The organism is Kineosporia sp. A_224, assembly GCF_002198655.1.
GTDB lineage: Bacteria > Actinomycetota > Actinomycetes > Actinomycetales > Kineosporiaceae > R-H-3.
On the sequence record NZ_MWLN01000199.1, the window covers coordinates 39,757 to 58,625 of the forward strand.

General features: G+C 73.7%; 17 protein-coding genes. 5 read left to right on the plus strand and 12 right to left on the minus strand.

The window, feature by feature from the left end:
- Window positions 1-33 precede the first annotated feature (33 nt).
- The 3 genes from EDJALFJO_RS23165 to EDJALFJO_RS23175 form a co-directional block, all read right to left on the minus strand.
- On the minus strand, window positions 34-666 hold the full coding sequence (locus EDJALFJO_RS23165) for an MBL fold metallo-hydrolase (protein WP_198950571.1): 633 nt from the start codon (window positions 664-666) through the stop codon (window positions 34-36).
- Window positions 663-1,748, minus strand: coding sequence for an S-(hydroxymethyl)mycothiol dehydrogenase (locus EDJALFJO_RS23170; protein ID WP_088288685.1), 1,086 nt, complete (start codon window positions 1,746-1,748; stop codon window positions 663-665). The genes EDJALFJO_RS23165 and EDJALFJO_RS23170 overlap by 4 nt, the downstream gene beginning before the upstream one ends.
- A 145-nt stretch (window positions 1,749-1,893) precedes the next feature.
- The gene (locus EDJALFJO_RS23175; RefSeq protein WP_088288686.1) at window positions 1,894-2,319 is read right to left on the minus strand and encodes a hypothetical protein; all 426 of its coding nucleotides are present in this window, start codon (window positions 2,317-2,319) and stop codon (window positions 1,894-1,896) included.
- 247 nt (window positions 2,320-2,566) lie between these two features.
- On the opposite strand from EDJALFJO_RS23175, the gene EDJALFJO_RS23180 reads away from it, so the two are divergent.
- Window positions 2,567-3,070, plus strand: a complete 504-nt coding sequence (locus tag EDJALFJO_RS23180; RefSeq protein WP_088288687.1) for a DUF3145 domain-containing protein — start codon at window positions 2,567-2,569, stop codon at window positions 3,068-3,070.
- A 71-nt stretch (window positions 3,071-3,141) separates the two neighbouring features.
- Here the strand turns inward: EDJALFJO_RS23180 and EDJALFJO_RS23185 are convergent, their stop codons facing one another.
- From EDJALFJO_RS23185 to ppk2, 8 genes are all read right to left on the minus strand, one after another.
- Window positions 3,142-4,770, minus strand: a complete 1,629-nt coding sequence (locus EDJALFJO_RS23185; protein ID WP_088288688.1) for an MFS transporter — start codon at window positions 4,768-4,770, stop codon at window positions 3,142-3,144.
- A gap of 74 nt (window positions 4,771-4,844) precedes the next feature.
- Window positions 4,845-5,483 carry a TetR/AcrR family transcriptional regulator gene (locus EDJALFJO_RS23190; RefSeq protein ID WP_198950572.1) on the minus strand — a complete coding sequence of 213 codons (639 nt, stop codon included), beginning with the start codon at window positions 5,481-5,483 and terminating at the stop codon, window positions 4,845-4,847.
- Window positions 5,484-5,600: 117 nt separating this feature from the next.
- Complete coding sequence (fabF, locus tag EDJALFJO_RS23195; protein WP_088288689.1) at window positions 5,601-6,851, minus strand: beta-ketoacyl-ACP synthase II; 1,251 nt, start codon at window positions 6,849-6,851, stop codon at window positions 5,601-5,603.
- A 95-nt stretch (window positions 6,852-6,946) separates the two neighbouring features.
- Entirely contained in the window at window positions 6,947-7,195 is a 249-nt protein-coding gene (locus EDJALFJO_RS23200) for an acyl carrier protein (protein WP_088288690.1), read from the minus strand.
- Between the two features lie 125 nt (window positions 7,196-7,320).
- Window positions 7,321-8,349: a beta-ketoacyl-ACP synthase III gene (locus EDJALFJO_RS23205; protein ID WP_088288691.1), complete on the minus strand. Its 1,029-nt coding sequence runs from the start codon at window positions 8,347-8,349 to the stop codon at window positions 7,321-7,323.
- Window positions 8,346-9,305 carry an ACP S-malonyltransferase gene (locus EDJALFJO_RS23210; RefSeq protein ID WP_088288692.1) on the minus strand — a complete coding sequence of 320 codons (960 nt, stop codon included), beginning with the start codon at window positions 9,303-9,305 and terminating at the stop codon, window positions 8,346-8,348. Before EDJALFJO_RS23210 ends, EDJALFJO_RS23205 begins: the two co-directional genes overlap by 4 nt.
- A gap of 101 nt (window positions 9,306-9,406) precedes the next feature.
- Entirely contained in the window at window positions 9,407-10,588 is a 1,182-nt protein-coding gene (locus EDJALFJO_RS36135; protein ID WP_198950573.1) for a CdaR family transcriptional regulator, read from the minus strand.
- A 118-nt stretch (window positions 10,589-10,706) separates the two neighbouring features.
- Window positions 10,707-11,561 carry a polyphosphate kinase 2 gene (ppk2, locus tag EDJALFJO_RS23220; protein ID WP_233149993.1) on the minus strand — a complete coding sequence of 285 codons (855 nt, stop codon included), beginning with the start codon at window positions 11,559-11,561 and terminating at the stop codon, window positions 10,707-10,709.
- A 297-nt stretch (window positions 11,562-11,858) separates the two neighbouring features.
- On the opposite strand from ppk2, the gene EDJALFJO_RS35160 reads away from it, so the two are divergent.
- Complete coding sequence (locus EDJALFJO_RS35160) at window positions 11,859-12,734, plus strand: hypothetical protein (protein WP_198950574.1); 876 nt, start codon at window positions 11,859-11,861, stop codon at window positions 12,732-12,734.
- Window positions 12,735-12,815: 81 nt separating this feature from the next.
- Here EDJALFJO_RS35160 and aceE read toward each other — a convergent pair whose 3' ends face one another.
- A complete protein-coding gene (gene aceE, locus EDJALFJO_RS23230) occupies window positions 12,816-15,563 on the minus strand; it encodes a pyruvate dehydrogenase (acetyl-transferring), homodimeric type (RefSeq protein WP_088288694.1) in 2,748 nt (915 codons plus the stop codon).
- A gap of 356 nt (window positions 15,564-15,919) precedes the next feature.
- On the opposite strand from aceE, the gene EDJALFJO_RS23235 reads away from it, so the two are divergent.
- The 3 genes from EDJALFJO_RS23235 to EDJALFJO_RS23245 are packed head-to-tail and all read left to right on the plus strand — an operon-like array spanning window position 15,920 to window position 18,848.
- The gene (locus EDJALFJO_RS23235) at window positions 15,920-16,387 is read left to right on the plus strand and encodes a DUF3052 domain-containing protein (protein WP_088288695.1); all 468 of its coding nucleotides are present in this window, start codon (window positions 15,920-15,922) and stop codon (window positions 16,385-16,387) included.
- A complete protein-coding gene (speB, locus tag EDJALFJO_RS23240) occupies window positions 16,384-17,340 on the plus strand; it encodes an agmatinase (RefSeq protein WP_088288696.1) in 957 nt (318 codons plus the stop codon). The genes EDJALFJO_RS23235 and speB overlap by 4 nt, the downstream gene beginning before the upstream one ends.
- Window positions 17,337-18,848: an amidase gene (locus EDJALFJO_RS23245; RefSeq protein ID WP_088288697.1), complete on the plus strand. Its 1,512-nt coding sequence runs from the start codon at window positions 17,337-17,339 to the stop codon at window positions 18,846-18,848. The genes speB and EDJALFJO_RS23245 overlap by 4 nt, the downstream gene beginning before the upstream one ends.
- The last annotated feature ends 21 nt before the right edge of the window (window positions 18,849-18,869 follow it).

An 18,869-nucleotide genomic window follows, 5' to 3' on the forward strand; every position in this document is an offset into this window, starting at 1 on the left:
CCTCAGGGGTTCGTGCGGGACTCCCCGCGAGGGTCAGTGCCCGCGGGCCACCCACGCGTCGTAGTCGCCGGCCTCGGCGCCGATCGTCGTCGAGTCGCCGTGCCCGGTGAGCACGGTGGTCGTCGGTGCGAGCGTGAGGAGCCGGGTCCGGATCGACTCCAGGATCGTCGGGAAGCTCGAGAAGGACCGGCCCGTCGCGCCCGGACCGCCCTTGAACAGGGTGTCGCCGGAGAAGAGGACCTCGAGGTCCGGGACGTGCAGGCACACCGCGCCGGGGGAGTGCCCCGGGGTGTGGAGCACCCGCAGCGTCGTCCCGCCGACCTCGACCACGTCTCCGTCGGCGAGGTACCCGGGCTCGCGGTCGGGGTGGACGACGTCCCAGAGCATCCGGTCCTCGGGGTGCAGGAGGATCGGGGCACCCGTGGCGTCGGCGACCTCGCCCGCGGCGTTCACGTGGTCGTTGTGGCCGTGGGTCGACACGATCGCGACGACCTTGCGGCCGCCGACCGCGTCGAGGATCTTGGCCGCCTCGTGCGAGGCGTCGACGACGACGACCTCGTCGGCGTCCCCGATGAGCCACACGTTGTTGTCGACGTCGAAGTCCTGCCCGTCGAGGCTGAAGACCCCGCTCGTGACGACGTTCTCGATGCGTGCCCGGCTGCTCAAAGGACCACCACCGACCGGAGGACCTCGCCGTGGTGCATCTTCGCGAACGCCGCTTCGACGTCCCCGAGGCCCACGGTCTCGCTGACGAACTTGTCGAGCGGGAGCCGGCCCTGCAGGTACAGCTCGATGAGCGTCGGGAAGTCGCGCGAGGGCAGGCAGTCGCCGTACCAGGACGACTTCAGCGAGCCGCCCCGGCCGAAGACGTCGATGAGCGGCAGCTCGAGCGTCATCGTCGGGTTCGGCACGCCGACGAGGACGACGGTGCCGGCGAGGTCGCGGCCGTAGAAGGCCTGCTTCCACGTCTCGGGGCGGCCGACGGCGTCGATGACGACGTCCGCGCCGAAGCCGTCCGTCGCGGCCTGGATCGCCTCGACGGCGTCCTGCGACGAGGAGTTCACCGTGTGGGTGGCGCCGAAGTCCTTGGCCCACTCGAGCTTCTTGTCGTCGATGTCGACGGCGATGATCCGGCGGGCGCCGACGAGCCTGGCACCGGCGATCGCCGCGTTGCCGACGCCGCCGCAGCCGATGACGGCCACGGTGTCGTCGCGCTGCACGTTGCCGGTGTTGATCGCCGCGCCGAGGCCGGCCATGACGCCGCAGCCGAGCAGGCCGGCGACGGCCGGGGCGGCGGCCGGGTCGACCTTCGTGCACTGGCCGGCGGCGACGAGGGTCTTCTCGACGAAGGCGCCGATGCCGAGCGCGGGGGACAGCACGGTGCCGTCCTCGAGGGTCATCTTCTGCGTGGCGTTGTGGGTGGCGAAGCAGTACTGCGGGCGGCCGCGCCGGCACGAGCGGCACTGGCCGCACACCGCACGCCAGTTGAGGACGACGTAGTCACCGGGCGCGACGTCCGTGACGCCGGCGCCGACCGCCTCGACGACGCCCGCCGCCTCGTGGCCGAGGAGGAACGGGAAGTCGTCGTTGATGCCGCCCTCGCGGTAGTGCAGGTCGGTGTGGCAGACGCCGCAGGCCTGCACCTTCACGACCGCCTCGCCGGGACCGGGGTCCGGGACGACGACCGTCTCGACCGTGACGGGGGCACCCTTGCCCCGCGCGACGACGCCCTGCACCTTCTGCGACATGTCTCGCCAGCCCTTTCCGACCGGGAAGTCGGGTCAGCCTCTGACCCGGCCACCCGGCAGGTGCCGGTGGCGCTCCGACCCTACTGGCGCGACCTGGGACGCGCGTGGCCGACCGGTGATCGCCGTCGCCGCGGTGGTCGCGCGGTCAGAACCGGAACGGCCGCGGCGGTGCCGCCAGGGCGGCCCGCGGGCAGTCGGCGAGGGTGAGGTCCCCGAAGCCCAGTGCCTCGTCGCACAGCGTCTCCACGGTGAAGCCGAGGGCGGAGCCGAGCCTGGAGATCATGACGCGGTAGATGGTGATCTCGTACTTCGTCGGGGTGCCGTAGGCGATCTGCAGGCTGCCGACGAGACCGGTGGCGTCCTCGGGGCGCTCCCCGGGCCAGGGCTGCTCGTACCGGGTCCAGCGGCTCGGCTCGGCGAGCCAGAGCCCGTCGGCGTGCACCGAGTTCAGCGAGAGCTCGACGAGGATCGCCCGGGCGGCCTCCTCCGGGACGATCGCGGCAGGACGGATCACCTCGGTGACGACACCTTCGTCGTACGCCTCGTCCAGGCCGATCGGCTCCTGGTTCACGCCACCTCCCAGTCGTGCCTCCTGGTACGTCTCGGCGTGTCGCGGTCGGATCTTCACTCCGTGGTCGATGGAATACGGAACGTAGTTGTCGTTCTACCCAGAGTTTCGATGAGAAAGGTGGTGCGGGTGTGATCCGTGGTGCAGAATGGCCGGGGACAGGCGCCAGCATCACGCCCCTGCCAGCAAGGCTGCTCATCGGACGAGGTCGTTGGGGAAGACGCACCTCAACCCGGTGAAGGAGGCCCCCATGGCCGGTGCGACGACGCGAGGCGTCCTGTTCGTGCACTCCGCGCCGCGTGCGCTGTGCCCACACGTCGAGTGGGCCGCCGGCGGCGTCCTCGACGTGCGCCTGTCGCTGGACTGGATCCCGCAGCCGGCGGCGGCGGGGCTCTACCGCACCGAGCTCTCCTGGCAGGCCGAGCAGGGGACCGGGGCGCTGCTGGCGTCCGCCCTGCGGGGCTGGGCGCACCTGCGGTACGAGGTGACCGAGGAGCCGAGCCCCGGTGTCGACGGCGGGCGGTGGATGCACAGCCCCGAGCTGGGCATCTTCCACGCCGTGACCGACGTGCACGGCAACATCCTCGTCCCCGAGGACCGGGTGCGGCACGCCCTCGAGAGCGGGCACGGCGACCCGGCGACGATCGTCGCGCAGCTCGACCTCGCCCTCGGCAGCGCGTGGGACGACGAGCTCGAGCCGTTCCGGCACGCCGGGGACGGCGCCCCGGTGCGCTGGCTCCACCGGGTCGGCTGACCCGGGCCGCACCGCCCGCAGCACGCGCGAAGGGCCCCGACCGGACGGTCGGGGCCCTTCGACGTCCGGGCTCAGTGCATCGTCACCTGGACCTGGTCGCTCGCCAGGTCCTCGTGCCGGACCCGGAGGAACGCCACGACGAGCAGCCCCGCGCCGAGGATCATCCCGGCGGCGACGACGAAGGCCGCCGTCGCGCCGGAGGTGAACGCCTCGACCTGGACGAGCGCCTTGAGCTGCGCCAGCTGGTCGGCCGGCAGGCCCGCGGCCGCCTTGGCCTGGAGGTCGGCCGCGAGCTCCGCCGCCTTGTCCGCGGACGACCGGGACGCCACGGTGCTCAGGGTCGCCAGGCCGATCGCGCCACCGATCTGCTGCATCGTGTTGAGGACGGCGGAGGCGACCCCGGAGTCCCGCTTCTCGACGCCGGCGACGGCGGTGAGCGTCAGCGGCACGAAGATCAGGCCGAGGCCGAACGCCATCGTCACCATCGGGCCGAGCAGCCCCGTGAGGTACTCCGTCTGCGGGGTGATCTGGGCCATCCACAGCATGCCCGCCGCCGCGATGAGCGCACCGGGGCCGGAGATCCACCGGGCGTCGACGCGGCTCACGAGGAACGAGCCGAGCTGGGCCGCGGCGATGATGCCCGCGCTGAACGGCAGGAACGAGACACCCGCGCGGACCGGCGAGTACCCGAGCACCGTCTGGATGTAGATGCCGAGGAAGTAGAAGAGGGCGAACATCCCGGCGCCGACCACGAGCATCGCGAGGTAGGACGCCGCCCGGTCCCGCTGGGCCAGCACCCGGAACGGCATGAGGGCGTGCGCCGAGCGCGACTCGATGAGGAGGAACGCGACGATGAGCGCCACCCCGACGGACAGGTACACGAGCGTGGCGGTCGTGCCCCAGCCCTTCTCGGCGGCCTGGGTGAGGCCGTAGACGAGGCTGACGAGACCGGCCGTCGCGGTGACCGCGCCCGGCAGGTCGAACCGGCCGCGCTGGCGGGCCGACTCCGGCAGCACCATGGGCGCCAGGATGATGACGGCGATGCCGATCGGCACGTTGACGAAGAACGTCCAGCGCCAGTCGATCTCGGTGAGCAGCCCGCCGAGGATGAGCCCGATGGCCGCGCCCGCGCCGGACATCGCGGCGTAGATCGCGAACGCCCGGTTTCGGGCGGGGCCGGCCGGGAAGGTCGTCGTCACGAGGGAGAGCGCCGTCGGGGACGCGATGGCGGCGCCGAGGCCCTGGAGGATGCGCGCGCCGATGAGCTGGCCCTCGGACTGCGCGACCCCGCCGAGGAACGACGCGAGCGCGAAGACGCCGACGCCGACCATGAACGTCTTGCGGCGCCCGAGCAGGTCGCCCGCCCGGCCGCCGAGCAGGAGCAGGCCGCCGAAGGCGAGCGTGTACGCGTTGACGACCCACGACAGGTTCGCCTGCGAGAAGCCGAGGTCCGTGCCGAGCGTCGGGAGTGCGATGTTCACGATCGTCGCGTCGAGGACGACCATGAGCTGCGCCGTGCTGATGACGGCGAGCGCGAGGCCGAGGGCCCGGCGGCGGGCGGGCGCGATCCCGGCCGTGCCGTCGGTGGCGGCGTCGAGCTCGGCGTCGAGCTCCGGGTCGAGGGCCGGGTCGAGCAGCGGGTCGTCGGCGCGGGCGGGACCGTCGCCGTCGTGCCCGCCGGTGGTGGCGGAGGTGGACATGGTGCTCCTCGGTCGGTGCGGGCGTGCGGGAGGGACGTCCGGACCTCGATGTCCGGACGCGGGTGGACGGTGACTCAGCCGCGGGCCCCCCGGACCGCGGGCAGGACGACCTGGTCGACGATGCGCTCGACGAGGGCCGCGAAGGGCTCGTCGGGGGCGCCGAAGGACAGGCGGAACATGACGACGGCCGGGACGAGCTGGCCGATGAGCTCGAGGTCGACGTCCGCGGCGATCTCGCCCCGGTCGCGGGCCCGTTCGAGCATGGTCAGCACGGTTTGCCGGCGCGGCTCGAGGAACCTGTCCCGCAGGGCGGCGCCGAGCGCCTGGTCGCGGTACATCGCCGTCGACAGACCGCACACGAGGTCCATCTGGCCGGCGTCGAGGATGCCGCACTTGTCGTCGGTCAGCGCGAGCAGGTCCCCCCGGAGGGTGCCGGTGTCCGGCACGGCCGGTGCACCGCCGTCGAGGTGGCTCATCGCGTCGGCGACGAGCTCGGCCTTCGTGGTCCAGCGGCGGTAGAGCGTCGCCTTGCTCGCCCGGGCCCGGGCGGCGACGGTGTCGATGGTCAGCTTGTCGTAGCCGACCTCGCGGAGGACCTCGACGGCGGCGTCGAGGATCTCCTGCTCGCGGTCCCCGCTGACCCGGGGGCGCGGTCGCGTCGCGGCGGGCTGCACGGCGGTGGGCTGCACGGCGGCGTCGTCCGTCGTCGTCACGAGCCCTCCCTCCGCAGTCCGGTCGGACGAAACGAAACCGTTCCGTACCGTCGAGAGGACAGTACGGAACGGTTTCGTTTCATGCAACCCGAACCGCTCGGACAGGCGAGCGACCGGTCAGACGCTGCGGAACGCCACTGCCACGTTGTGGCCGCCGAAGCCGAACGAGTTGTTCAGCGCGACGATGTCGCCGGCGGGCAGCGGCCGCGGGTCCTTGCGGACGACGTCGAGGTCGACCGCCGGGTCCGGGTCGTCGAGGTTGATCGTCGGCGGGGCGAGCCGGTGGTGCAGCGCGAGGACGCAGAAGATGCCCTCGAGGGCACCGGCGGCGCCGAGCAGGTGCCCGGTCATCGACTTCGTCGCGGAGATCGCCACGTGGTCGGCGTCCTTGCCCAGGGCGCCGCGGATCGCGTTGAGCTCCGCGAGGTCGCCGACCGGGGTCGACGTCGCGTGCGCGTTGAGGTGCACGACGTCCGCCGGCGACAGCCCGCCGGACTCCAGCGCGAAGAGCATCGCGCGCGAGGCGCCCGAGCCCTCCGGGTCCGGGGCGGCGATGTGGTGGGCGTCGGACGTCAGCCCGGCCGACACGAGCTCGGCGTAGATCCGCGCGCCGCGGGCCTTCGCGTGCTCCTCGGACTCGATGACGACGATGCCCGCGCCCTCGCCGAGGACGAAGCCGTCGCGGCCGGCGTCGTACGGCCGCGAGGCCGCTGCCGGGTCGTCGTTGCGCGTCGAGAGCGCCTGCATCGCCGCGAAGCCGGCGATCGGCAGCGGGTGGATCGCCGCCTCGGTGCCGCCGCACACGACGATGTCGGCCCGGCCGTTGCGGATCATGTCCATGCCGTACGCCATCGCCTCGGCGCCGGACGCGCACGCCGACACCGGGGTGTGGGTGCCGGCCCGGGCGCCGAGCTCGAGGCTGATCGCCGCGGCCGGGCCGTTCGGCATGAGCATGGGGACGGTCAGCGGGAAGACCCGGCGCGGGCCCTTCTCCTTGAGCACGTCGTAGGAGTTGAGGAGGGTCCAGACCCCGCCGATGCCGGACGCGACGACCGCGCCGAGGCGCAGCGGGTCCACCTCGGGGGAGCCGGCGTCCTTCCAGGCCTCACGCGCGGCGGCGAGGGCGTACTGGCCGGACGGGTCGAGGCGGCGGGTCTCCACCTTGGCGAGCTGGTCCTCGGGCCGGACGGCGACCTCGGCGGCGAACGTCACGGGGATCTCGTAGCGCGCGACCCACTCGTGCTCGAGCGTGCGCGCGCCCGACCGGCCCTCGAGGGCCGCCTGCCAGGTGGTGGGCACGTCCCCGCCGAGGGGCGTGGTCGCGCCGAGACCGGTCACGACGACCTTGGTCCGATTCTCGGTGGCCATGTGGAGTCCTTCGCTGCTGTTCGGGCCGGATGGGGTCGGCGGCTCAGGGGGTGGCCGCGCGCCCGCCGGACGTCACCGGCGGGCGCGCGGGCCGGTCAGCCCTGGGCGGACTGGATGTAGGAGACGGCGTCGCCCACGGTCTGCAGGTTCTTGACGTCCTCGTCGGGGATCCGGACGCCGAACTTCTCCTCCGCGTTGACGACGATCGTCATCATCGACAGCGAGTCGATGTCGAGGTCGTCCGTGAAGTTCTTGTCGGGCTGGACGGCGTCCGCCGCGAGACCGGTCTCCTCGTTCACGATCTCGGCGAGACCCGCGAGGATCTCCTGCTCGCTCAGTGCCATGGGATGTTGCTCCTTCGTCGACGTCCCGCCGCGGGTGCGGCGGGTGGTGGCGGTTCGTATCGTGCCGGTCCGTGGTGCGGTCCGCCGCGCAACGCGGCGGGGTTCTGTGGGGGATCCTGCCGTGCTCAGGGCAGCTCGACGACCTGCGCCGCGTAGGCCAGGCCGGCGCCGAAGCCGATGAGGAGCGCCAGGTCGCCGCTCTTCGCCTCGCCCTCGGCGAGCATCCGGTCCATCGCCAGCGGGACGGAGGCGGCCGAGGTGTTGCCGCTGGTGGCGATGTCGCGGGAGACCGGGACGTGCTCGGGCAGGCCCATCTGCTTGACCATCGCGTCGATGATCCGGACGTTCGCCTGGTGCGGGATGAACGCGCCGAGGTCGCCGATCGCGACCCCCGCGGCGTCGAGCGCCTTCTGCGCGACCGGTGACATCTGCCACACGGCCCAGCGGAAGACGGTCTGGCCGGCCATCTTCAGCGCGGGCCACTCCTCGTGGCCGCTGTCGCGGTACTCGACCCAGGACTGCTTGTTGACGATGGCGTCCCACTGCGCGCCGTCCGAGCCCCAGACCGTCGGGCCGATGCCCGGGGTGTCGCTCGGGCCGACGACGACCGCGCCCGCGCCGTCGCCGAAGATGAACGCCGAGCCGCGGTCGTCGAGGTCGAGGAAGTCCGTGAGCTTCTCGACGCCGACGAGCAGGACGTGCCGGGCGGTGCCCGCGCGGATCATGTCGTTCGCCAGCGCCACGCCGTAGCAGAAGCCGGCGCAGGCGGCGGAGATGTCGAAGGCGGCGGCCGGGGTGGCGCCGAGCTTGTGCGCGAGCAGTGTCGCCGCCGAGGGCGTCTGGTACGGGTGGGTCACCGTCGCCACGAGGACGACGTCGATGTCGGCACCGGTCAGACCGGCCCGCTCCAGGGCGACCCGGGAGGCCGCCTCCGCCATGTCGACGACGGACTCGTCGGGGCGGGCGAAGCGGCGGCTCTCGATGCCGGAGCGCTCGCGGATCCACTGGTCGGAGGAGTCGATCCGGTCGACGATCTCCGAGTTCGGGACGACCCGCTCGGGGCGGTAGCTGCCGGTCGACAGGAAGCGGGCGTAGCCGGTCACGGGCGGGGCCGTGAGGCGGTGCCCGGCCGCCGGGACGGTGGTGTCGCTCATGCGGTGCCTCCGTGGTTCGCGACGAGGGTGCGGGCGGCGTCGAGGTCGTCCGGCGTCTTCAGCGCGACGATCTCGATGCCCTTGAGCGCGCGCTTCGCCAGCCCGGCGAGGGTGCCGGCCGGCGGCAGCTCGAGCAGCGCGGTGACGCCGAGGCCGGCGAGGGTGGCCGTGCACAGGTCCCATCGGACCGGGTTGCTCACCTGCGCGACGAGCCGGGCGAGGGCCTGCGCACCGTCGGCGACGGCCGCGCCGTCCGCGTTGGAGAGCAGTGTCACGGACGGCGCCCCCGGGGTGATCCCGGCCGCGAGCGCGGCGAGGGTGTCGACGGCCGGTGCCATGTGGTGGGTGTGGAACGCCCCGGCGACCTGCAGCGGGACGACCCGGGCCCGGGCGGGCGGCTCGGCGCCGAACGCCGCGAGCTGCTCGAGCGTGCCGGCGGCGACGACCTGGCCGCCGCCGTTGTTGTTCGCCGGAGTGAGGCCGTGCTTGTCGAGCGCGGCCGCGACCTCGTCCGGGTCGCCGCCGAGGACGGCGCTCATGCCGGTCGGGGTGACGGCGCTCGCCGCGGCCATCGCCCGGCCGCGCTCACGGACGAAGGTCAGCGCCTGCGCCTGGGTGAGGACGCCGGCCGCGGCGGCCGCGGTGATCTCGCCGACGGAGTGCCCGGCGACGACGCCGGTGCCGGCGGGAAGGCCGGTCGCGGTGCCGGGGGCGGTCGCACCGGCCGGGTCGGCGAGCGCGGCGAGCCCGAGCAGGCCGGCGGCGACGATGAGGGGCTGGGCGACCGCCGTGTCCCGGATCGTCTCCGCGTCGGACGTCGTGCCGTGCGCCACGAGGTCGAGCCCGGTCACCTCCGAGCAGACGGCGAGCCGGTCGGCGAGGCCAGGGACCTCGAGCCACGGGGCGAGGAAGCCGGGGGTCTGGGAGCCCTGTCCCGGGCAGACGATGGCGAGCACGTCTCAAGAGTTGCCGCTGGAGGCCTTGATCAGGCGCTCCGGCGGCGACGAACCTCCGGCAGCCGGTTTGGAGGTTTCCTACAAGCCAGGGGTGGACGGCGTCAGCGCGGCGGACCGTCGGCCAGCCGACCTGCGGCGATGGCGACCTGGAGCACGAAACCCTCTCTCGGGTCGGCCGGGTCCCAGCCGGTGATCTCGCACACACGGCGCAGGCGGTACCGCACGGTGTTCGGGTGGACGAACAGGGCGCGGGCGGCGCCCTCGATCGACCGGCCGAGGTCGAGGTAGGCGGCGACGGTGTCGAGCAGGGGGGAGTCCTCGTCGTCCGTGAGGCGCCTGTAGGCGCGGTCGACGAGGGCGCGGCGGGCGGTGACGTCCCCGGACAGGACGCGCTCGGGGAGCAGCTCGTCGGCGGCGACCGGCCGCGGGGCACCGGGCCAGGCACGGGCCGCGACGAGCCCGGCGAGCGCCGCTCGCGCCGACCGGCTCGCCTCGGCGAGCGTGGCCATCACGGGGCCGGTGACGACCGGGCCGGGGCCGAACCGCTCGGCGAGCGCGCCGGCCGCGGCGAGCGGGTCGTCGGCCCGGCCGAGGACGACGACGACCCGGTCGCCCTGGACGCCGACGAGGGCGTCCGCGCCGAGGTGCCGGGCCGCCCGGCGCAGGTCGTCGACGACGTTCTCGACGCGGCCCTGCGGCGTGGAGCCCACGACCACGGCGACCTTCTCGGTCTCGTTCCAGCCCAGTGCCGCCGCCCGGGAGCGCAGCCCGTCGTCCGCCTCGCCGCGCACGAGCGCGTCGACGACGAGGGCCTCGAGGCGGGCGTCCCAGGCGCCGCGGGCCTCGGCGGCCCGGGCGTAGATCTCGGCCGCCGCGAAGGCGACCTCGCGGGAGTAGCGCAGGACCGACTCGCGCATCCGCTGCTGCGGCGCACCCGGGGCCTCGAGCGCGACGCCCTGGTCCTCGACGACGTCGACGACGACGCGCATGAGCTCGAGGGTCTGCTGGAGCGAGATGGACCGGGTGAGCTCGCGCGGTGCGGTGCCGAAGACGTCCGCGGTGATCTCGAGCTCGCGACCGGGGTTGCCGTACCAGGTGACGAACGCGCCGATGCCGGCCTGGGCGACGAGCCCGACCCAGGACCGCTCCTCGGCGGGCATCGCGCTGTACCAGGGCAGGCGCTCGTCCATCCGCTGCAGCGCGGCCGTCGCGAGGGTCCCCGCGGCCCGGCGCAGCCGCGTCAGGGACGGGTCGGACGCACTGACGGACACGTCGCTGCTCACGGGTGGACTGTAGCCGCGCGCGGGCCCGCGCCGTCAGCGCGTCTTTGTGCCGATGTGACAACGGGCACACCCGAGAGGTCGGCCGGCGGATCCCTCGGCGGGGCGGTCGGGCGGCCCGTCAGCCCTGCTTGGCGATGAGTGAGGCGGCGTGGTCGGGGACGCTGCGGAACAGCTCCCGCGGCGGCCGCTCGTAGTCCTTGGCCGGCGGGCGCGGCGGGAGCTTGACGACCGGGACCTCGACCTTCTGCCAGGGCAGGATGCCGAGGAAGTGCTTGATCATGTTCAGCCGGGCGTGCCGCTTGATCTCGGCCTCGACGACGTACCAGGGGGCCTCGGGCAGGTCGGTGTGGACGAACATCTCGTCCTTGGCCCGGGAGAACTCGACCCACTTGTCGCGGGTCAGCAGGTCGTTGGGGGAGAACTTCCACTGCCGCAGCGGGTCCTCCAGGCGGGAGCGGAAGCGGCGCTCCTGCTCCTCGTCGCTCACCGAGAACCAGTACTTCACGAGGTGGATGCCGTCCTCGACGAGCATCCGCTCGAACGTCGGGCACTGGTGGAGGAAGCGGCGGTACTCCTCGACCGTGCAGTAGCCCATGACGCGCTCGACCCCGGCGCGGTTGTACCAGGAGCGGTCGAACAGGACGATCTCACCGGCCGCGGGCAGGTGCGGGATGTAGCGCTGGAAGTACCACTGGCTCTTCTCGCGCTCGGTCGGCGTCGGGAGCGCGACGATCCGGGCGACGCGGGGGTTGAGGTACTCGGTGACGCGCTTGATCGTGCTGCCCTTGCCGGCGGCGTCCCGGCCCTCGAAGACGACGACGACCCGCTGGCCCGTCGTCTTGACCCACTCCTGGAGCGCGACGAGGTCGGCCTGGAGCGTGATGAGCTCGGCCTCGTACGCGTCCTTGGAGAGCTTCGCGACGCCCTTCAGCCGTCGTCCGTCGTCCTCGCGGTCGCCCTTGGTCTTCGCCACGCCTGCCCCTCCCGTGCCGTCGGCCGCACGGTGCGCGCGCGGTCCCTCGTCGAACCTCATCGTGCAGGCCTGCCGGGCGCAAGGCCCGGACGTCGGTCCCGGGCGCGCCGGGCCCGCCCGGCCCCTTCGGTGCGCCGGACGGGGCAACGTCGGCGGTCCGGCGCGCGTCACCCGATCGGGCGACGTCGTTCGCTCCTGTCGGGACCCGGGACTAGGGTCGGGAAAAGGACGGAACCGGACGAGTCGCTCGAACAGCGGGGCGACGGCCTCGGGGGGCCGCTTCTTGGAAGGAACGACATGAAGGCTTTCGACCGTTTGAGAACGCTCTTCGCAGGGCGCACGACAGACCCGGCCGAGGTCCCCGCGGCGGCGGCGACGACCCCGTTCGCGGAGCCGCTGCCCGTCGACGCGGCCGAGGAGAACCGGCTCTGGGCCGTCCTGCGGGAGGACCCGAACGACGTCGTCGCGTTCGCGCAGCTCGCCGAGGTGGTCCGGCAGAACGCCGCCGAGGGGCACCCGGTCAACGAGCGCGTCCGGTCGGCGGACGACGCCGTCTGGTCGCTCGCGGAGGAGCTCGCCCACTCGCCGCGGGCCTGGTTCCCGCTCGTCGAGCTCGCCCGGCTCTCGATCCACGACGACCGCGAGCAGGCGCTGCGCCGGCTCGCCACGGCCGCCGAGCGCGACCCCTCGGGCGACGCCCTCGCGACCGGGCTGCTCATGCTCCGGGACGCCGGCCTGCCCGGTGACGCGCTGAACCTCGGCGTCGGCCACTGGCGCCCCCGCGAGCACGACCTCGAGGCCGGCCGCCAGCTCGTCGAGGCCGCCGTCGAGGCGGGCCGGGTCGGCGAGGCCCGCCGCCACCTCCAGGCGCTCGGCCAGCACCCGGACGCGCACGGTGCCGCCGTCCTGCGCAGCGAGCTCGAGCGGCTCATCGCGACCCGCTCCGGCGATCCCGAGCCGCCGGCCGCGGCACCGGCGACGCCGCCGCCCACGGACCTCTCCCTCCAGGACACCCCCGGGCCCGGCTACGGCAGCGGCCCGGCGACCGGCCCGATCCGGCTCGGCCCGGCCGAGGGGGCGCTGGACGTCCGCGAGCAGGTCGAGGAGGTCGTCGACCTCACGATGACCGACACGCAGTCCACCGAGCAGCGCCGGTTCTTCCGCCGGACCTGACCGGTCTCTCAGCATGGCCACACAGACCCGCCCCCGCCCCGGAAGGGGACGAGGGCGGGCCTGCGTGCGTGGTCGCTCCGGTCAGGCGTCGCCGCCCGAGGAGCCGGTGGTCCCGGCGGTGACGTCGAGCAGCCGGTAGCGCTCGATCGCCTGACCCGGCAGCGAGGGGTCGACCTCGCCGCGGGCGGCGAGCTGCTGGAGCACCTTGGTGACGATCGACGGGCCGTCGACGAGGAAGAACCGGCGCGCCGCCGGGCGGGTGTCGGAGAAGCCGAACCCGTCCGTGCCCAGCGAGCTGAAGTCCTGTGGCACCCACTGCCGGATCGCGTCGGGCACCTGGCGCATGTAGTCGCTCACCGCGACGACCGGGCCGGGTGCGCCGGCCAGCCGCTGGGTCACGAACGGCATCGGCGCCTGCTCGCCGGGGCGGGTGAACGCCTGCTCGTCGCAGCGCATCCCGTCCCGGCGCAGCTCGGTCCAGCTCGTGACGCTCCAGACGTCGGCCGCGACGCCCCAGTCGTCGAGGAGCAGCTGCTGCGCCTCGAGCGCCCACGGCACCGCCACGCCGCTCGCGAGCACCTGTGCCCGGGGACGCTGCTCGCCCTCGGGGACGTCTGCGGCCCGCAGCCGGTAGATGCCCCTGAGCACGCCCTCGACGTCGAGGTCCGCCGGCTCGGCGGGCTGGACGAGCGGCTCGTTGTAGACGGTGAGGTAGTAGTAGATGTCCTCCGGCGACTCGCCGTACATCCGGCGCAGGCCGTCGCGCATGATGTGGCCGATCTCGTACCCGTACGCGGGGTCGTAGGAGACGACCGCGGGGTTCGTCGCGGCGAGGACCGGCGAGTGCCCGTCGGCGTGCTGCAGGCCCTCGCCGGTGAGCGTCGTCCGGCCCGCCGTGGCGCCGATGACGAAACCCCGGCACATCTGGTCGGCGGACGCCCACAGCGCGTCCGCCGTCCGCTGGAAGCCGAACATCGAGTAGAAGATGTAGATCGGCACCATCGGCTCGCCGTGCGTCGCGTAGGACGAGCCGACCGCGGTGAACGCCGCCGCCGAGCCGGCCTCGTTGATCCCCAGGTGCAGGATCTGGCCGGACTCCGACTCCTTGTAGGCGAGCATGAGGTCGCGGTCGACCGAGATGTAGCGCTGGCCGTGCGGGTTGTAGATCTTCGCCGTCGGGAAGAACGAGTCCATCCCGAACGTGCGGGCCTCGTCGGGGATGATCGGGACGACCCGCGGGCCGAACTCCTTGTCCCGCATGAGGTCCTTGAGGATCCGGACGAACGCCATCGTCGTGGCGATCTGCTGCTTGCCCGAGCCTCGGCGGGCGCCCTCGTAGGCGGAGTCGTCCGGGAGCTTGAGCGTCGAGCCGGTGACCCGGCGCTGCGGCAGCGCGCCGCCGAGCCGCGTCCGCACCTCGCGCAGGTGCTGGATGACCGGGTCGGAGTCACCCGGGTTGTAGTACGGCGGCAGGTACGGGTCGGCCTCGAGCTGCTCGTCGGTGAACGGGATCCGCAGCCGGTCGCGCAGGAGCTTGAGGTCGTCGAGGCTGAACTTCTTCATCTGGTGCGTCGCGTTGCGCCCCGCGAAGTGCGGGCCGAGCGTCCAGCCCTTGATGGTCTTGGCGAGGATGACGGTCGGCTGGCCCCGGTGCTCGCTCGCGAGCTTGTACGCCGCGAAGACCTTGCGGTAGTCGTGACCGCCACGGCGCAGCGACCAGATCTGGTCGTCCGTCATGCCCTCGACGAGCCGGCGGGTCCGCGGGTCGCGCCCGAAGAAGTTCTCCCGGATGAAGCCGCCGTCCTCGGTCCGGAACGTCTGGTAGTCGCCGTCCGGGGTGGCGTTCATGAGGTTGACCAGGGCGTGGTCGCGGTCGCCGGCGAGCAGCGGGTCCCACTCGCGGCCCCACACCACCTTGACGACGTTCCAGCCGGCGCCCCGGAAGTACGACTCCAGCTCCTGGATGATCTTGCCGTTGCCGCGGACCGGCCCGTCGAGCCGCTGCAGGTTGCAGTTGACGACGAACGTGAGGTTGTCGAGCTCCTCGTACGCCGCGATCTGCAGCGCGCCGCGGCTCTCGACCTCGTCCATCTCGCCGTCGCCGAGGAACGCCCACACGTGCTGCTGGCTGGTGTCCTTGACGCCGCGGGCCTGCAGGTACTTGTTGAACTGGGCCTGGTAGATCGCGTTGATCGGGCCGAGGCCCATCGACACGGTGGGGAACTCCCAGAAGTCCGGCATGAGCCGCGGGTGCGGGTAGGACGGCAGCCCGCCGGTCGGGTGCGACTTCTCCTGCCGGAAGCCGTCGAGCTGCTGCTCGCTGAGCCGGCCCTCGAGGAAGGCCCGGGCGTAGACGCCGGGGGAGGCGTGGCCCTGGATGAAGACCTGGTCGCCGCCGCCGGGGTGGTCCTTGCCGCGGAAGAAGTGGTTGAAGCCGACCTCGTAGAGGGTCGCGGACGACGCGTACGTCGAGATGTGGCCGCCGACGCCGATGTTCGCGCGCTGGGCGCGGTGCACCATGACCGCGGCGTTCCAGCGGATCCAGCGGCGGTAGGCGCGCTCGGCGTCCTCGTCACCGGGGAACCAGGGCTCGTGCTCCGGCGGGATCGTGTTGATGTAGTCGGTCGAGGCCAGGCTCGGCACCCCGACGCCCTGCTCCCGGGCGCGCTGGAGCAGCGCGAGCATGAGGTAGCGGGCCCGGTCCCGGCCGCGCTCGTCCACCGCGCCGTCGAGCGAGGCGAGCCACTCGGCCGTCTCCTCCGGGTCGATGTCCGGGAGCTGGCTCGGGAGCCCGTTGAGGATCGGTCCGGCGTCCTCGCGTGCAGCCACGTCTTCTCCTTGTCAGAGGTCCTCGTCGGGTGGGGCCGGGCCTCGTGAGCAGCACCTCACCTCAGGGTCTTGCACCCCATCCTCGTCCCCTGCCCGTCGATCGTCACATCTACCCCCCGGTAGCCCGATGGGTGGGACGCCGTCCCGCACCGTGACGTACCCGTGACGCACCTTCCCCGTGCTCGGCGGGAACCCCGGGCGGGGTCGTGATCGATAACGATCCGGGCCGTCCGACCCGGTCAATACCCGCGAATCGGCGTCAAACACTGCGGTCGGAGCCGCGACGCGCCGATGATCGCCCTGCGGGCGGTTGCGCTCGGCAGGGGGAGTGCAGTGCACTAGCGTGACGAATCGACATGGTGTTCGACCGGTCGAAGGAGGAGGAGGTCATCGAGGTGGGCACGACCGCGGAGTCCGCGGCGGATCAGTCCATGGCAGGTCGCCTGGGCTTCCGCCCTGGACAGGTGGTCCAGGAGTTCGGCTACGACGACGACGTGGACGACGAGCTCCGGCTCGCCGTCGAGGACCTGACCGGCAACGAGATGGTCGACGAGGAGAACCAGGAGGTCGTGGACGCCGCCGTCTACTGGTGGCGCGACGGCGACGGGGATCTCGTCGACTCCCTCATGGACGCTCTGACGAACCTCGCCGAGGGCGGGGTCGTCTGGCTGCTCACTCCCAAGTCCGGGCGGCCCGGGCACGTCGAGCCCGCGGAGATCGAGGACGCCGCCCCGACCGCAGGGCTGCACGCGACGAGCACGATCAGCGCCTGCAGCGACTGGACGGGCACCCGCCTGGCCAGCCCTCGCAACGGGCGCAAGTGACGGCAGAGCCGCCCGTCGGACCGCCCTCAGGTCTGGAACGTCCCCGGTTCGCCGGGCCCGACACGTTCGCCCGCCTGCCCCGCCTCGACGAGGTGGGCCGGGCGGGTGTCGCGGTTCTCGGCGTCCCCTTCGACTCTGGGGTCTCCTACCGGCCGGGCGCCCGGTTCGGGCCGGCCGCGGTCCGCGCGGGCTCGAAGCTGCTGCGGCCCTACCACCCGTACCTCGACGTCCACCCGTGGGACGTCCACCAGGTCGCGGACGCGGGGGACCTCGCCGTCAACCCGTTCGACCTCACTGCCGCGATCGAGCAGGTCGAGCGCGGGGCGCGCGAGGTGCTCGAGGTCGCCGGCGCCCTCGTCACGGTCGGCGGCGACCACACGATCGCCCTGCCGCTCCTGCGCGTCCTCGCGCAGCGGCACGGCCCGGTCGCGCTCGTGCACTTCGACGCCCACCTCGACACGTGGGACACCTACTTCGGTGCGCCGTACACGCACGGGACGCCGTTCCGGCGCGCGGTCGAGGAGGGCCTGCTCGACCTCGGGACGAGCGCCCACGTCGGCATCCGCGGCCCGCTGTACTCCGCCGCCGACCTGACCGCCGACCGTGAGCTGGGCTTCGCCGTCGTCTCCACGATGGACGTCGCCCGGCGCGGTGTCGACGCGTGCATCGACCAGGTGCGTGAACGGGTCGGCGGCCGGCCGGTCTACGTGAGCATCGACATCGACGTCCTCGACCCGGCGCACGCGCCCGGCACCGGCACCCCGGAGCCCGGTGGCCTGACGACCCGCGAGCTCCAGATGATCCTGCGCGGCTTCGACGGCCTCGACATCGTCGGGGCGGACGTCGTCGAGGTCGCCCCCGCGTACGACCACGCCGAGCTCACGACGATCGCCGCGGCGAACGTGGTCTACGAGCTGCTCGGGCTGCTCGCGCTGCGCGCCGGACGGCGGTGACCGGGCCGGTCGGCGGCACGGCCCGGGCCGTCGCCGACCGCGTCGTCACCGCCCGCGCCTGCGTCGAGGAGTCGCTGCGCCGGATCGCCGCGGCCACCGGCCTCGGGGCCGTCGTTGCGCTGCGGGCCGACGAGGCGCTCGCCGAGGCGGACGCGCTCGACGCCGAGGTCGAGGCCGAGCACCGGCGGCACCGCGCCCGGGCGGACGCCGTCGCCGCGGTGCTCGCGCGGCGGCCGCTGGTCGGCGTCCCCGTGCTCGTCAAGGACCTCGAGGACGTCGCGGGCCTGCCGACCCGGCGTGGCTCGCGGGTCTTCGCGGCGGCCCCGGCGGCCGTCGCGGACGAGGTGGTCCCGGCGCGGTACCGGGCGGCGGGCGGGGTCGTCGTCGGCAAGACCGCGCTGCCCGAGCTCGCGATCGAGGGCTTCACCGCGTCGTCCGCGCACGGGGTGACCCGCAACCCGTGGAACCCCGAGCGGTCGCCGGGCGGCTCGAGCGGCGGCTCGGGCGCGGCGCTGGCGGCGGGCCTGGCACCGGTCGCGACGGCGACGGACGGCGGTGGCTCGGTGCGCATCCCCGCGGCGTTCTGCGGGCTGCTCGGCCTCAAGCCGACTCACGGTCTCGTCGGCCGCTGGCCGGTCGCGGACTGGGTCGACCTGTCGACGTACGGCCCGCTGGCCCAGGACGCGAGCGACCTGCGGCTGCTGCTCTCGCTCATGGCGGGCGTCGTCCCCGGCGACCCGGACAGCGCCCCGGCGCCGCCCGACGTCGCCGACCCGTACCGCCGCGGCCACGACGGGCCGCCGGTCCGCCGGGTCGTCGTGGCGGACCGGACGTCTCCGCTCGGGCCGCTGCCGGACGGTGTCGCGGACCGGCTGCGGACCGGCGCCGACGCACTGGTCGCCGTCCTGGCCGCGGGCGGCCCGCCGCCCGCTGTCGAGCGGCTCGACCCGTCGTCGCTGTTCGCCGGCGTCGGCGACCCCGACCTCGACTGGTTCGTCCTCGCACCCGCCGAGCACGTCGCCGCGCTCGCCGCGCTGCTCGGCGGCCGGGACGCCGTCGCCCGCCTCGTCGAGGGCGGCGACCTGCTCGACCCCTCGACCCGGCAGTTCCTCGCCGACGGGCTCGCCGTCGACGTCGACCGGTACCTGGCCGCGCGGCGGCGGCGGACGGCGTACACCCGGGCCCTCGACGTGCTGCTCGGCGACGACGGCGTGCTCGTCACCCCGACCGTCGCCGTCGACGCGTGGATCGCGGACGGCCGGCTCGTCCGGGAGGCCGGCCCCGGGCTGCTCCCGCCCGAGGTCTTCTCGACGGCGGTGCAGAACGTCACCGGGCACCCCGCGGTCAGCCTGCCGTGGGGGCTCGACGCCCACGGGGTGCCGTCCGGGCTGCAGGTCACCGCGCCGCGCTGGCGGGACGGCGTCCTGCTCGACCTCGCGGAGCGCTGGCAGTCGGCCCGTCCGTGGCCCGCCGCCGCGCCGGGGTACGTGCCCTGGCCGACCTGGTGAGCCGCACCGGGCGAGAGGCTT

What these genes read in the sequence shown, in the direction of transcription:
- EDJALFJO_RS23170 (WP_088288685.1), bottom strand. Translation starts at nt 1,748, where the DNA reads ATGTCGCAGAAGGTGCAGGGCGTCGTCGCGCGGGGCAAGGGTGCCCCC.
- EDJALFJO_RS23180 (WP_088288687.1), top strand. Translation starts at nt 2,567, where the DNA reads ATGGCCGGTGCGACGACGCGAGGCGTCCTGTTCGTGCACTCCGCGCCG.
- EDJALFJO_RS23185 (WP_088288688.1), bottom strand. Translation starts at nt 4,770, where the DNA reads ATGTCCACCTCCGCCACCACCGGCGGGCACGACGGCGACGGTCCCGCC.
- fabF (WP_088288689.1), bottom strand. Translation starts at nt 6,851, where the DNA reads ATGGCCACCGAGAATCGGACCAAGGTCGTCGTGACCGGTCTCGGCGCG.
- EDJALFJO_RS23200 (WP_088288690.1), bottom strand. Translation starts at nt 7,195, where the DNA reads ATGGCACTGAGCGAGCAGGAGATCCTCGCGGGTCTCGCCGAGATCGTG.
- EDJALFJO_RS23205 (WP_088288691.1), bottom strand. Translation starts at nt 8,349, where the DNA reads ATGAGCGACACCACCGTCCCGGCGGCCGGGCACCGCCTCACGGCCCCG.
- EDJALFJO_RS35160 (WP_198950574.1), top strand. Translation starts at nt 11,859, where the DNA reads ATGAAGGCTTTCGACCGTTTGAGAACGCTCTTCGCAGGGCGCACGACA.
- EDJALFJO_RS23235 (WP_088288695.1), top strand. Translation starts at nt 15,920, where the DNA reads ATGGTGTTCGACCGGTCGAAGGAGGAGGAGGTCATCGAGGTGGGCACG.